General features: G+C 71.8%; 12 protein-coding genes. 6 read left to right on the top strand and 6 right to left on the bottom strand.

Features of this window, described 5'->3' with window-relative positions:
- Window positions 1-75: 75 nt before the first annotated feature.
- Together ahpC and dapE are read right to left on the bottom strand one after the other, a co-directional pair.
- Window positions 76-639, bottom strand: coding sequence for an alkyl hydroperoxide reductase subunit C (ahpC, locus tag MOPEL_RS07525; RefSeq protein ID WP_009482281.1), 564 nt, complete (start codon window positions 637-639; stop codon window positions 76-78).
- 180 nt (window positions 640-819) lie between these two features.
- Window positions 820-1,902: a succinyl-diaminopimelate desuccinylase gene (gene dapE / locus MOPEL_RS07520; RefSeq protein ID WP_009482280.1), complete on the bottom strand. Its 1,083-nt coding sequence runs from the start codon at window positions 1,900-1,902 to the stop codon at window positions 820-822.
- Window positions 1,903-2,087: 185 nt separating this feature from the next.
- Between dapE and MOPEL_RS07515 the strand changes: the two genes are divergently transcribed.
- From MOPEL_RS07515 to MOPEL_RS17950, 3 genes are all read left to right on the top strand, one after another.
- Window positions 2,088-3,740 carry a methyl-accepting chemotaxis protein gene (locus MOPEL_RS07515; protein WP_009482279.1) on the top strand — a complete coding sequence of 551 codons (1,653 nt, stop codon included), beginning with the start codon at window positions 2,088-2,090 and terminating at the stop codon, window positions 3,738-3,740.
- Between the two features lie 129 nt (window positions 3,741-3,869).
- The gene (gene dapD / locus MOPEL_RS07510) at window positions 3,870-4,805 is read left to right on the top strand and encodes a 2,3,4,5-tetrahydropyridine-2,6-dicarboxylate N-succinyltransferase (protein ID WP_040633474.1); all 936 of its coding nucleotides are present in this window, start codon (window positions 3,870-3,872) and stop codon (window positions 4,803-4,805) included.
- A complete protein-coding gene (locus tag MOPEL_RS17950) occupies window positions 4,795-5,697 on the top strand; it encodes a hypothetical protein (RefSeq protein WP_174270591.1) in 903 nt (300 codons plus the stop codon). Before dapD ends, MOPEL_RS17950 begins: the two co-directional genes overlap by 11 nt.
- A 38-nt stretch (window positions 5,698-5,735) precedes the next feature.
- On the opposite strand, the gene dapC is transcribed toward MOPEL_RS17950, so the two are convergent.
- The 4 genes from dapC to mshB form a co-directional block, all read right to left on the bottom strand.
- The gene (dapC, locus tag MOPEL_RS07500; RefSeq protein ID WP_009482276.1) at window positions 5,736-6,884 is read right to left on the bottom strand and encodes a succinyldiaminopimelate transaminase; all 1,149 of its coding nucleotides are present in this window, start codon (window positions 6,882-6,884) and stop codon (window positions 5,736-5,738) included.
- A gap of 5 nt (window positions 6,885-6,889) precedes the next feature.
- The gene (gene fdxA, locus MOPEL_RS18125) at window positions 6,890-7,216 is read right to left on the bottom strand and encodes a ferredoxin (protein ID WP_009482275.1); all 327 of its coding nucleotides are present in this window, start codon (window positions 7,214-7,216) and stop codon (window positions 6,890-6,892) included.
- Window positions 7,217-7,334: 118 nt separating this feature from the next.
- The gene (locus MOPEL_RS07490; RefSeq protein ID WP_009482274.1) at window positions 7,335-7,907 is read right to left on the bottom strand and encodes a flavin reductase family protein; all 573 of its coding nucleotides are present in this window, start codon (window positions 7,905-7,907) and stop codon (window positions 7,335-7,337) included.
- Window positions 7,904-8,872 carry an N-acetyl-1-D-myo-inositol-2-amino-2-deoxy-alpha-D-glucopyranoside deacetylase gene (gene mshB, locus MOPEL_RS07485; RefSeq protein WP_009482273.1) on the bottom strand — a complete coding sequence of 323 codons (969 nt, stop codon included), beginning with the start codon at window positions 8,870-8,872 and terminating at the stop codon, window positions 7,904-7,906. Before mshB ends, MOPEL_RS07490 begins: the two co-directional genes overlap by 4 nt.
- Before the next feature lie 400 nt (window positions 8,873-9,272).
- On the opposite strand from mshB, the gene ppk2 reads away from it, so the two are divergent.
- The 3 genes from ppk2 (at window position 9,273) to MOPEL_RS07470 (ending at window position 13,532) form a co-directional block, all read left to right on the top strand.
- Window positions 9,273-10,166, top strand: a complete 894-nt coding sequence (gene ppk2 / locus MOPEL_RS07480) for a polyphosphate kinase 2 (RefSeq protein ID WP_009482272.1) — start codon at window positions 9,273-9,275, stop codon at window positions 10,164-10,166.
- Window positions 10,167-10,313: 147 nt separating this feature from the next.
- Entirely contained in the window at window positions 10,314-11,933 is a 1,620-nt protein-coding gene (locus tag MOPEL_RS07475) for a cation:proton antiporter domain-containing protein (protein WP_141631238.1), read from the top strand.
- A gap of 72 nt (window positions 11,934-12,005) precedes the next feature.
- On the top strand, window positions 12,006-13,532 hold the full coding sequence (locus tag MOPEL_RS07470) for a long-chain-fatty-acid--CoA ligase (RefSeq protein ID WP_009482270.1): 1,527 nt from the start codon (window positions 12,006-12,008) through the stop codon (window positions 13,530-13,532).
- The last annotated feature ends 88 nt before the right edge of the window (window positions 13,533-13,620 follow it).

Here is a 13,620-nt window from a genome sequence, read left to right as displayed (position 1 = left end):
GGGGAGGTACGACGCACCGGGACGGGGACGAGGAGTCATGGAATCGGTCGGAACCGATCCAGGTGTCGGGATCGATCAGATCTTGCCGACGAGGTCCAGACCCGGCTTGAGCGTGCCTTCGCCCTCTTCCCACTTCGCGGGGCAGACCTCACCCGGGTGGTTGCGGACGTACTGGGCGGCCTTGACCTTGCGCATGAGCTCGGAGGCGGAGCGACCGATGCCCTCGGCGGTGGTCTCGATGTACTGGATGACACCGTCGGGGTCGACGAGGAACGTCGCACGGTCGGCGAGGCCGGCACCCGGGCGCATGTTCTGGAAGTTGTTCGTGATGACGCCGTTCGCGTCGCCGAGCATGTAGTAGTCGATCTTGCCGATCGTGTCGGAGGCGTCGTGCCAGGCCTTGTGCACGAAGTGCGTGTCGGTGGAGACGGAGAAGACCTCGACGTCGAGCTTCTTGAGCTCCTCGTAGTGGTCGGCGAGGTCACCGAGCTCGGTGGGGCAGACGAAGGTGAAGTCCGCCGGGTAGAAGAAGAAGATCGCCCACTTGCCGCGGACGTCGGCGTCGGAGACCTCGACGAACTCGCCGCTCTTGAACGCGGTGGTCTCGAAGGGGAGGATCTCGGTGTTCATCAGGGACATGCGTTGCGCTCCTCGTGTGGTTGAGCTGCGTGACCGGGGGAACCCCCGAACACATAAGCACTCTATATGGGATGCGCGGTTTTTCAAAGCCTTCGTCGATGAATCCTCGGTATCCTCGCGATAGCTGCGGCCTATCCGCATCGCGACGCGACGGCGGCATGGGAGGGCGCGTGCTCGCGCTCAGGCCTCGTGCGAGAGCCAGCGCAGGAGAGCGTCCTCGGCGGCGCGGAGCTGGGCGGTGGGACAGCGCTCGTCGTCCTTGTGGGCGAGGAGCGGGTCGCCGGGGCCGAAGTTCACCGCGGGCATACCGAGCGCGGAGAAGCGCGCGACGTCGGTCCATCCCTGCTTGGCCGAGACCTCTCCCCCGATCGCGTCGACGAACGCCTTCGCCGCGGGCATGTCGAGGCCCGGTCGTGCACCGCCCGCGAGGTCGGTGACGACGACGTCGAAGCCGTCGAAGAGTTCGCGGACGTGCGCCTCGGCAGCGGCCTCGTCGACGTCGGGTGCAAACCGGTAGTTGACGGTGACGACGCAGCTGTCGGGAATGACGTTCTTCGCGGCGCCGCCACGGATCCCGACCGCTGACATCCCCTCGCGGAAGAGGAGCCCGTCGACGTCGACCTCGCGCGGATCGTACGCGGCGAGCCGATCGAGGATCGGCGCGGCGGCGTGGATCGCGTTCTCCCCCATCCACGGTCGGCCGGAGTGGGCGGCGACGCCGGTCGTGCTCACCTCGACACGCAGAGTGCCCTTGCAGCCGCCCTCGACGAGTGCCCGCGTGGGTTCGAGGAGGACGGCGAAGTCTCCCTCGAGGAGCTCGGGGCGGGTGGCGGCGATGCGGGTGAGGCTGTTGCGTTCGGCCTCGATCTCCTCGCAGTCGTAGAACACGAACGTCACGTCGCGGTTCGGCTCGGGGAGGAGGTGGGCGAGGCGGAGCTTGACGGCGACGCCACCCTTCATGTCGACGGTGCCCCGCCCCCACAGCTCCTCGCCGTCCGGGCCACCCTCACGGCGGGTGGGTAGGTTCGGCGGGTCGGTGAGCGGCACCGTGTCGAGGTGGCCGGCGAGGACGATCCGCTCAGCCCGTCCTAGGTGGGTACGGGCGATCACCGTGTTGCCGTCGCGGATCACCTCGAGGTGGGCACAACCCCGCAGCGCCTCCTCGACGGCGTCCGCGAGGCGGGCCTCGTCCCCGCTCACCGACTCGATGTCGCAGAGCGCGGCGGTGAGGGAGACGACATCGGCGTGGAGATCGAGGGCCATGCCCCCACCGTAGGCCGTCGCCGCCGCCCGTCGACACGACGAACGGTCTTCGGGACGCGAGTTGCCCGCCGTCGACTCAGTTTCGCCGGAAGCGGGACGACTGGGCCGATGCAGGCGCCGTCCCGTCCCCCTGGGGCTGCGCGCGGCGCGTACGACTCCGCCCACGCCCCGAGAACGGTGATCCCATGAGCAGCTCAGCCCACACGGTCCCTGCCGACCCCGTCGACCGAGCCGACACACCGCGGGGCCGACGACTCGGCATCCGGGGCAAGATGCTCGCGATCGGCCTCCTCGGCCTCGTCGTCGCGACCCTCACCACCGGGATGAACCTCTGGTCGCTCGGTCGACTCACCGCCGCGACCGCGGAGCAGGGCGCGGCCTACCGGGTCCTCGTGCTCACGAACGGGATCCACACGCAGGTCGCCGAGGTCAACGGCCAGCGGAACGGCTACCTCGTCGAGGCGACGTCGACGGGCGCCGCCGCCGTCGAGCCCTCCTCCCCCAGCCGCAAGGCCTACCTCGAGGCCCTCGACGGGCTGAAGAAGGACATCGCCGAGACGACGCCGATGCTCCGGACCGACAAGGGCAAGGCCGCGATGGCCGACCTCACGAAGAGCGTCGAGGAGTGGGAGGCGGTCGACGCCGAGATCGTCGGGTACGTCACGGCGAACCAGCGGGCGAAGGCCAACGACGCGGCGCTCGAGAGGGCCGTGCCGCTCATGGCGAAGATCGACGACGACGCGGACGCCGTCGCCGAGACGGCCGAGGGCCGTGTCGCCGCCGCGCTCGCCAACGTCGAGAAGACGCGAAAATCGGCGATCGTCGCCGCGCTCGTCACCCTCGGTCTCGGCGCGCTCGGTCTGCTCCTCCTCTCCCAGCGCGTGAGCTCGGCGGTCCTGCGTACCGTCCGCACGGTGCTCGACAGCGTCACGGCGATGGGCAAGGGCGACATGCGTGTCCCCGCCCACGTCGAGGCGAACGACGAGATCGGTGACATGGCGCGGGCCCTCGACACGAGTCGGGAGTCGATGCGGGCGGTACTCCAGGAGGTCGGCAACGCCTCGGCCACGGTCGCCGCCGCCTCCGAGCAGCTCACGGCGACGGCGACGCAGATGCGTTCGACGGCCTCCCTGAGCGCCGAGCGCGCCGGTTCGGCCGCCTCGGCCGCGGGCGACGTGTCCTCGAACGTCCACACCGTCGCGGCCGGCACCGAGGAGATGACGGCCTCGATCCGCGAGATCAGCAAGAACGCCAACGACGCCGCAGGCGTCGCCGCCTCCGCGGTGCAGGTGGCCGACCGCACGAACACGACCGTCGCCCAGCTCGGCACGAGTTCGGCCGAGATCGGCCAGGTCGTCAAGGCGATCACGTCGATCGCCGAGCAGACGAATCTCCTCGCCCTCAACGCGACGATCGAGGCGGCGCGTGCCGGGGAGGCGGGCAAGGGCTTCGCGGTCGTCGCCAACGAGGTCAAGGACCTCGCGCAGGAGACGTCCAAGGCGACCGAGGACATCGGTCGCCGGGTCGAGGCGATCCAGGTCGACACCGAGGCCGCGGTCGCCGCGATCAGCGAGATCGGCTCGATCATCGCGCAGATCAACGACACCCAGGCCACCATCGCCAGCGCGGTCGAGGAGCAGACCGCGACGACGAACGAGATGGGCCGCAACGTCTCCGACGCCTCGACCGGCGCCACGCAGATCGCCGCATATGTCGGCGAGGTCTCCCAGGCCTCCGCCGAGACGACGCAGGCCGCGACCGACACCTCCCACGCCGCCCAGGAGCTCGCCGGCCGCGCCCACGAGCTCCAGACCCTTGTCGGCCGCTTCAGCTACTGACCCACCGGCGGGCGCCCCCGTACGCCCCATCCGTGCGCCCCGCCCGCCCGATCACCACGTGCCGCCCATGCGCCGACCCGCGCGTGGGCGGCACGGTGCGTGGTGCGCTCCCCCGTTACCCTCGTCGGTATGACTTCGCGTGCGGCTTGGGGATTCGGACTGGTGACGACGACCGTCGGCGACGGCGAGGACGTCGTCCTCGACACGTGGTACCCGGAGCCGAGGCTCGGGGAGGCGCCCGCCGACCGGCAGGAGCCCGCCGAGCTCTCGGCGCTGACAGGCGAGGACGAGCGCCGCGGCGTTCGCCTCACCGTCGAGTGCGTCGAGATCGACCTCGACGCGGCGCCCACCTCCGCGCAGGACGCCTACCTGCGTCTTCATCTGCTCTCCCACCGCCTCGTGCAGCCCAACACGATCAACCTCGACGGATTGTTCGGTGCGCTCACCAACGTCGTCTGGACGAACCACGGCCCGTGCGCCGTCGGCGGCTTCGAGCGCACGCGCCTGCGGCTGCGCGCCGCAGGCCCCGTCCAGGTGTTCGGCGTCGACAAGTTTCCCCGCATGACGGACTACGTCGTGCCCTCCGGCGTCCGCATCGGCGACGCCGACCGCATCCGCCTCGGCGCCCACCTCGCCGAGGGCACGACCGTCATGCACGAGGGCTTCGTCAACTTCAACGCGGGCACGCTCGGCCACTCGATGGTCGAGGGCCGCATCAGCCAGGGCGTCGTCGTCGACGACGGCTCCGACGTCGGCGGCGGCGCCTCGACGATGGGCACCCTGTCGGGCGGCGGCACCGAGCGCGTCCGCATCGGCAAGCGCTGCCTCCTCGGCGCCGAGGCCGGTATCGGCATCGCCCTCGGTGACGACTGCGTCGTCGAGGCCGGTCTCTACGTCACCGCCGGCACCAAGGTGACCCTCGGTGACGGCCGCGCCGTCAAGGCCGCGGAGCTCTCGGGCCAGGACGGCCTCCTCTTCATCCGCAACTCCGTCACCGGTGCCGTCGAGGCGCGCACCCGAGACGGGCACGGCATCACCCTCAACTCCGAACTGCATGCCAACTGACGCACGACGCCGCACGCGACGGCGGGGGCACGGTGGGCGGCGACGGCGGGGGCGCGGAGGCCGGTCGCAGGGCTGCCTCGTCACGGCGGCCCTGCTCGTCGTCGGCCTCGTACTCGGCGTCTACGGCGTGGGCCGGTACGTCGTGCCGAGCCTCACCCCGCCCGTCTGCACCGTCGAGGTCGGCGGCGACTCGACGTCGCTCGCCCCCGACCAGGCGCAGCACGCCGCGACGATCGCCGCCGTCGGCATACGCCGGGGCCTCCCCCGCCGGGCCGTGACGATCGCCCTCGCCACGGCGTTGCAGGAGTCCAAGCTCCGCAACCTCGACCACGGCGACCGAGACTCGCTCGGGCTGTTCCAGCAACGTCCGAGTCAGGGATGGGGCACCCCCGCCCAGTTGCAGGACCCCGTGTACGCGACGGAGGCGTTCTACGACCACCTCGTCCGCGTGCGCGGCTACCTCGACCGACCCCTCACGGAGGTCGCGCAGAAGGTTCAGCGCAGCGGATACCCCGACGCGTACGCCCGCCACGAGGACCGCGCCGCACTCCTCGCCGCCGCCTTCACCGGCGCCGAGCCGACCGCGGTGACGTGCACGCTCCCCGAGCCCACCTCCCGAGTTCCCGCCGACGACCTCGCCGCGAGCCTGAAGCGGGAGCTCGGCATCTCCCCCGCCGTCGAGGGCGACCGCCTCACCGGCGTCCTCAGCTCCCGCGAGCTCGCCTGGGCCGCAGGCAGTTGGGCCGTCGCCCACGCGGGCCGCACGGGCGTCACCGAGGTCGTCGTCGCCGATCGGACGTGGACGCGCGGCCGCACGGCACGCGCGACGAAGTGGGTGGACGGCGACGAGACCGGCGCCACCGCCCTGCGCATCTCGACCGACGCCCGCTGAGGACCTCCGGCGGCGCGAACAGGAGCAGGCCAGGCGCGTCAGAGTCGCGCGTCGGCGAGCCGCGCGGAGGCGGCATCGATGCGCTCGTCGGTCGCCGTGAGGGCGATGCGGACGTGGTCGCCGCTGCGGCTGCCGTAGAAGGTACCGGGCGCGACGAGGATGCCACGCTCGGCGAGGGCGTCGACGGTGTCGAACGCGCCACGACCGAACATCGTCCAGAGGTACAGACCGGCGTCGGAGTCGTCGATGCGTCCGCCCGCGGACTCGACCGCCGCCGACAGCACCGCGCGGCGACGGCGGTACACCTCGACCTGCGCCTCGACGTGGGCATCGTCGCCGAGGGCCGCGAGCATCGCCCGCTGCACCGGCCACGGCATCATCATCCCGGCGTGCTTGCGCACCTCGAGGAGCCGCCCGACGAGCGCGGTGTCACCCGCGGCGAACGCGGCGCGGTACCCGGCGAGGTTGCTCTGCTTCGACAGCGAGTAGCAGACGAGCAGGCCGGTGTGGTCGCCTTCGCAGACACGGGGGTCGAGAAGACTCGGCACGCCTGCGAACCCGGAACCGCCAGCCTGCTCGGTACGCGTCGCGTCGTCGCGCCAGTCGATCTCGGCGTAGCACTCGTCGCTCGCGACGACGACGCCACGCTCACGCGCCCATTCGACGATCTTGCGCAGGTGCGCGACGCCGAGGACCTTGCCCGTCGGGTTGCTCGGGGTGTTGACCCAGATCAGCGCCGGTGCGGCGTCGCCGCGGACGGGGCCGAGCTCGGTGAGTCCCTCGAACGGGACGGGCGTCGCCCCCGCGATGCGGGCGCCCACGTCGTACGTCGGGTAGGCGACGGCCGGGTGCGCGACACCACGGCCGCGGAGGCCGAGGAGGGTCGGCAACCAGGCGACGAACTCCTTGCTGCCGATCGTCGGCAACACCGAGTCCGGGTCGACGTCGGGCACGCCACGGCGACGGGCGAACCATGCCGCGACGGCCTCGCGCAGATCGGGAGCGCCCCATGTCTGCGGGTAGCCGTGTGCCTCGGAGGCGTCGGCGAGGGCCTCACGGACGAGGGGCGGCGTGGGATCGACAGGGGTGCCGACCGACAGGTCGACGAGCCCGTCGACGTGCGCCGCCGCCCGCGCCTTGGCGGGGGCGAGGCCGTCCCAGGGGAAGTCGGGAAGAGAGAGACCCACCGGGCTCACTCGTCGTGGCTCTGCGGGGGCAGAGCGGCGACGATCGGGTGGTCCTTGTTGATGAGGCCCATCTTGGCGGCGCCGCCGGGGCTGCCGAGGTCGTCGAAGAACTCGACGTTGGCCTTGTAGTAGTCGGCCCACTCGCCCGGCACGTCGTCCTCGTAGTAGATGGCCTCGACCGGGCAGACCGGTTCGCAGGCACCACAGTCGACGCACTCGTCGGGGTGGATGTAGAGCGAACGCTCACCCTCGTAGATGCAGTCGACGGGGCACTCCTCGACACAGGCCTTGTCCTTGAGGTCGACGCAAGGCTGGGCGATCACGTACGTCATGGAGAGTTCCTTCTCTGCGAGCCGTGGCTGGGGCCCCCAGTATGCCCCTCGGCCCGACCGGGCGCCCACGCGGTCCACCGCGTCCCGGGGCGTCGGCGGCGCGGGTCGGGAGGCGAGGTCAGTCGCTGCAGGTACGGAACCCGCCGCGGAAGCTCACGAGGGGTCCGCGCGGGTCGTCGTCGCCCGCGGGGCCCGCGGCGGCGGGGACGTCCCGATCTTCCACGGGCCCCACCGAGGTGGAGAGGACCTCTCCCACGACGATGTCGTGGTCGCCGCCGGGATGGATCGCGACGGTGCGACACTCGAGCGTCGCGAGCGCGTCGTCGAGGAGCGCCGCACCCGTGACTCCCGCGCGGTGCGGGATGCCGGCGAGGACCGGCCCCTCCGGCCCGCCCGGCTTCGCGAGGCGGAGCGCGAGGTCCGCGGCATCGGCGGGCAGGAGGCTCACGGCCCACGTGCCGCTCCCCCGTACCGGCGCACCGAAGCGGGAGACGCGTCCGATGCACACGAGGACGAGTGGGGGGTCGAGGGAGACGGACGTGAAGGAGTTGACGGTGACGGCGTGGTCTCGGCCGTCGTGGAACGTCGTCGCGATCGCGACGCCCGCGGCCCAGTTGCGCATCACCGCGCGGAGATCGTCACCGGTCGCCGTCGCGGCGGGGACGCCCTCGGGCGTCGTCCCGGCGGTCATCGGGGATCCTCGAACGGGCCGGGTTCCGCTTTCCCCGGGTAGGGGGTGCCCGTGCCGGGCTCGACGCGGACGAACGCCTCGGCCTGCGGCAGCCGTGTCGCGACGTCGTTGCTCAGCGCGTACCAGCCGTCGCGGACGACGACCTGCGTGCGGTGCTCGGCGAGCGCGGCATCGCGGACGTCGAGGTCGCCCGGCGCGGGGCGGACGACGTGGGTGACGGCCTCGTCGTCGACGACCGAGGGAATGAGCTCGTCGTCGAGGGCCGGGACGTGGAACCGGGCCTCGCCCGCCCGATGACCGACGTTGGCGAGGACCCAGCGTCGGTCACGCTCGATCCACGAGCGGGGCGTGACCCGCGTGTAGAGCGCGGGTGTGCGGGGAAGGCGCGCGGCGGCGGCGACCGTCGCGTCGTGGACGCGGACGTGGTCGGGGTGGCCGTAGCCGCCCGCCGGGTCGTACGTGACGACGACGTCGGGGTCGAGCGCCTCGAGCGCAGCGGCGAGGCGCCCCACGACCTCCTCGATCTCGACGTAGGCGAGGGCGCCGGGACGCTCGTTCGCGGGCGTGCCCGCCATGCCGGAGTCGCGGAAGAACCCCGGTCCCTCCCCCGGCGTCGGCGTCTCCTCGTCGGCGAGGAGGACGCTGCGGGCACCGAGACGGAACGTCGCCGCCCACAGCTCACCGCGGCGGTACGCCCCGAGACGGTCCTCCGCGTCCGCGGCGAGGCGCGCGAGTTCGGCGGGGATGACCTCGCCCTCGTCGCCGAGCGTGCACGTGAGGACGGTGACGACGTCACCGGCACGCACGTGGTGCGCGATGCTCACGCCGGTGGCGAGGGTCTCGTCGTCGGGGTGGGCATGGACGAAGACGAGGCGACGGGCCCGGCCGAGGCCGCCGCCGTCGGACGGGGCGGTGGCGGGGACGGGGTTCACGGGGTGCGACGTTTTCTCGGGGTGCTCGGTCATGACCGCCTCACCGTATCCGTCGCGCCGTCGAACCGCCGCCGGGGGACCCTGCCGACCTCCCCGCCCGCGCCACGCCGTCGCGTCGTCGCCGCCACCTCGTCGCCGCCGCCTGCCCCGGCCGGTCCTCACGGTTCCCGTTCCCCGCCGTCCCGGGTCGCCCGCCGTCCACGTGCAGACGTCCACGTGCAGAACGCGACGGCGTGCAGGACGCCGGTCGTCGGAGGTTTCCTGGGCGTGCTGCCCGAGGAACCGTCCATCGGGGGTTCATCTTTGCGACGATGGGAGTTCACCGGCCGCCCGCAGGATGACCGCGCCGCCGGGTCACCGGCTCGCCGAAGGCGCCGGGAGCCGGCGTCGCCGCCGCGCGCGTCGCCGGATCCCCGGCGGAGGAGGAACCGACATGCAGATGGGTCTGCGCGAACACATCGACAAGATGCGTGCCGAGGGGTACACGGTCCGCGGCGACGAGCACGGCTCCGACCCCGACCTCATCGACCCGGGTGGCCGCGCCGTCGACACGTGGCGGGAGTCCTACCCCTACGACGAGCGTCTGCCGCGCGATCGCTACGACGACGAGAAGTACCGGCTCCAGGTGGAACTCCTCAAGTTCCAGTACTGGACGCAGGACGTCGGCGGGCGGCACGTCATCCTCTTCGAGGGCCGCGACGCCGCCGGGAAGGGCGGCACGATCAAGCGGTTCACCGAGCACCTCAACCCGCGCTCGGCCCACGTCGTCGCCCTCACCAAACCCACCGAGAAGGAACGCGGGGAGTGGTACTTCCAGCGGTACGTCGAGCACCTGCCGACGGCCGGTGACATGACCCTGTTCGACCGGTCCTGGTACAACCGCGCCGGCGTCGAACGCGTCATGGGGTTCTGCACCGACGACGAGTACGAACTCTTCATGGACCAGGCCCCGGTGTTCGAGAAGATGCTCGTCGACGCGGGCGTCACCCTCACGAAGTTCTGGTTCTCCGTCACCCCGCACGAGCAGCGCACCCGCTTCGCGATCCGCCAGATCGACCCCGTGCGCCGGTGGAAGCTCTCGCCCATGGACATCGAGTCCCTCGACAAGTGGGACAAGTACACCGAGGCCAAGGAGGAGATGTTCCTCCGCACCGACACCGACTGGGCGCCGTGGATGACGATCAAGAGCAACGACAAGAAGCGCGCCCGCATCAACGCGATGCGGTACTTCCTGGACCAGTTCGACTACGAGGACAAGGACACCTCGATCGTCTACCCGGCCGATCCCAAGATCGTCCGTCGGGGCCGCGACGCCGTCGACGACTGACGCGGTCACCCTCGGCCCCGGCAGCCCCGGGACGAGACGATGACGGGACGTGGGGGTGGCGCGGCTCCCCCCTCCCGCGTCGGTACCCTGAGGCTCGACCCCGACCGCTGTCCGGCGTCCCGGGCCGTCGACGAGAGGGAGACGCCGATGGAGACCGCTGCGACGATCCTCGCGGTCACGTTCGCCCTGGGATACCTCGCGCTGCTGCTCCGCCTCCCCCCGCTCGTCGGGTTCCTCGCCGCCGGGTTCGCCCTCGGCGGGCTCGGTGTGCAGGCCGAGGAGATCCACACCCTCGCCGACCTCGGCGTGACGCTTCTCCTCTTCGCGATCGGTCTCAAGCTCGACGTGCGCACCCTCCTCGCCAAGGAGGTCTGGGTGACGACCGTCGTCACGTGCGTCGCCGGCACCCTCACGGGCATGGCCTGGCTCTGGTGCCTCGGCGTCATGGGGTTCACGCTGCTCCAGGGGGCCGGCGTCGGCGCACTCACCACCGTCGCCCTCGGACTCGTGTTCTCGAGCACCGTCTTCGTCATGAAGCTCATCGAGGAACGCGGTGACGAGCACGCCTTCTACGCGCGCATCGCCATCGGCGTGCTCGTCGTCCAGGACGTCATCGCCGTCGTGTTCCTCACCGCGACGACCGGCCACCTGCCGAGCCCGTGGGCGTTCGCGCTCGTCCTCCTCTGGCCCGCGGTCCGCCTCTTCCGCTCGGTGTGGGGGCGGCTCGGCCACGGCGAGATGCAGTCCCTCTTCGGCATCCTCATGGCCCTCGTTCCGGGCTACCTCCTCTTCGAGTCCGTCGGGCTCAAGGGCGACCTCGGGGCGCTCGTCGTCGGCGCGATGCTCGCCTCCCACCCGTCGGCCTCCGAGCTCTCGCGGTCGCTGTTCCACGTCAAGGAGCTGCTCCTCGTCGGGTTCTTCCTCTCCATCGGGATGTTCGGCGGGTTGCCGACCGCCGGGGAGATCGGCCTCGCCGCGCTCCTCCTCCTCATCCTCCCGGTCCACGCCCTCGGCTACGTCCTCGTCCTGCGGGCCATGCGGGTGCGGCACCGCACCGGCTGGCTCGTCGCGTTCGCCCTCATGCAGTTCTCCGAGTTCGGGCTCATCGTCGCGGCCATCGGGGCCGACTCCGGGATCCTCGACCAGCGGTGGGTCGTCGTCCTCTCCCTCGCCGTGTCCTTCGCCTTCGTCCTGTCCTCCTTCGTCAACGGCATCGGACAGCCCCTCGTCGAACGCCTCGCGGGTCGCATGCCGGCGCAGGACCCCTCGAGGCTCCACCCGGAGGACCGGCCCGCCGACGTCAGCGGCGCCGAGGCGCTCGTCGTCGGCCTGGGCCGGGTCGGCCGCAGCGCATTCACCCAGCTCACCGACACGTACGGCCTCCACGTCGTCGGCATCGACAGCGACCACGGCCGCGTCCGCAAGCTCACCGCCGCGGGTCTCCAGGTCGTCGAGACCGACGCGAGCGACGAGGAGTTCTTCTCCCGCCTCACCGGGCGGGAGAGGGTCCGGATGGTCGTCCTCGCGCTGCCCGCCCACAACGCCGAGGCCGTCGCGATCCTCCGCGCGTCCGGGTTCGGCGGCGTCATCGCCACCGCCGTCCGTTACGAGGAGGGCGTCGCACGATCGCTCTCCGCCGGTGCCGACGCCGCGTTCAACGCCGCCTCGGGTGCGGGCCTCGAGCTCGCCGACCAGGTCGCCCGCCTCGACTCCGGCGCCCCCGCCACCGGCCCCATGCCGGCCGTGCGTCCGCCGGACGCGTCGTAGGTACGGCGTCACGGCTCGGACCGTCTGCGCCGCTCGCGACCGTAGGGCGCCCTCCCCCGCCCACAATGAGGCATGACCCTCACCGAGATGCTCACCCGCAGCGTCGAGTCGTCCGCCACGTCGATCGCGCTCAGCGACGACACCCGCACCGTCACCTACGCCGAGCTCGGCGAACGCGTCGGTGACGTCGCCGCGGCCCTCGTGGCGCGCCGCGTCCGTCCCGGCGACCGGGTCGCCCTCGCGGTCCCCAACGTCGTCGAGTTCGCGTACCTCTACCACGGGATCGCGTGGGCGGGCGGCGTCGTCGTCCCCCTCAACCCGGTGCTGCGCGTCGCCGAGCTCCGTCGGCTCCTCGACGACTGCGACCCGGTACTCCTCGTCGCCTGGGCGGGGGTCCCGGCCCTCACCGAGGCGGGCGACGCGGCGGCGGCCGGCGAGGCCCTCGGGGTCGAGGTCGTGGTGCTCGACGCGGCGACGTTCCCCGAGTTCGCCCCCTCCCACCCGGATGCACCGCTCGTCCCACGCCGCGGAGACGACCTTGCGGTCCTCCTCTACACCTCCGGGACGACGGGCGAGCCCAAGGGCGCGATGCTGACGCACGACAACCTTGTGGTCAACGCGGAGGTCGACCGTGACCTCGTCGACATGGGCCCGGACGACGTCGTCCTCGGTGCACTTCCGCTCTTCCACGCCTTCGGGCAGACGTGCTGCCTCAATCTGCCCCTCCTCGCGGGCAGCCACGTCGTCCTCCACCCCGTCTTCAATCCGCGCCACACCCTCGCGTCCGTCGGCGAGAAGGGCATCACGGTGTTCCTCGCCGTGCCCGCGATGTACACGGCCCTCCTCCACTTCCTCGCCCGCTCCCCCGAGGACTACGACCTCTCGACGCTGCGCATGACGATCAGCAGCGGTGCGCCCCTCGCCGTGGAGCTGCTCCACCGGGTCGAGGAACGCTTCGGCGTCCTCGTCCTCGAGGGGTACGGGCTGTCGGAGACCTCGCCGACGGCGACCCTCAACGTCGAGGGGCGCTGCCGCCCCGGCACGGTCGGGACTCCTCTGCCCGGTGTCGAGGTCCGCGTCGTCGACCAGGAGACGGGCGAACCCGTCGAGATCGGCGCCGTGGGCGAGGTCGCGATCCGCGGGCACAACGTCATGCGCGGCTACTGGAACGCGCCCGAGGCGACCGCGGCCGTCCTCTCCCCCGACGGGTGGCTCCGCACCGGTGACCTCGGAACCCTCGACGACGACGGGTTCCTCACGATCGTCGACCGCAAGAAGGACCTCGTCATCGTCGGCGGCGAGAACGTCTACCCCCGTGAGGTCGAGGAGGTCTTCTACGCCCACCCGGCCGTCGCCGAGTGTGCCGTGCTCGGCGTGCCGGACCCGGTGCGCGGTGAGGTCGTCGGAGCCGCCGTCGTCCTCGCGGAGGGTGCGGACGCAGACGAGGCGGAGCTGCGGGCCCACGTCCGCGCCCACCTCAGCGGCGCGAAGGTTCCCCGTCACGTGTGGTTCGTCGAGGGCCTCCCCAAGGGCGGCACGAACAAGATCCTCAAGCGGGCGATCACCCTCCCCGAGTCGTTGCGTCCCCACCTCGACTGATGTCCATGCGTCGTCGCAGGTGAGGAGGCTGCCGCGAGAGGCACCTCGAAACGGGTCCGTCGTTCCGGTCGTTCGCCTCCGCGGGAGT

Source organism: Mobilicoccus pelagius NBRC 104925 (assembly GCF_000247995.1).
Taxonomy (GTDB): Bacteria; Actinomycetota; Actinomycetes; order Actinomycetales; family Dermatophilaceae; genus Mobilicoccus; species Mobilicoccus pelagius.
This window is presented reverse-complemented; position numbering and strand designations above follow the sequence as displayed.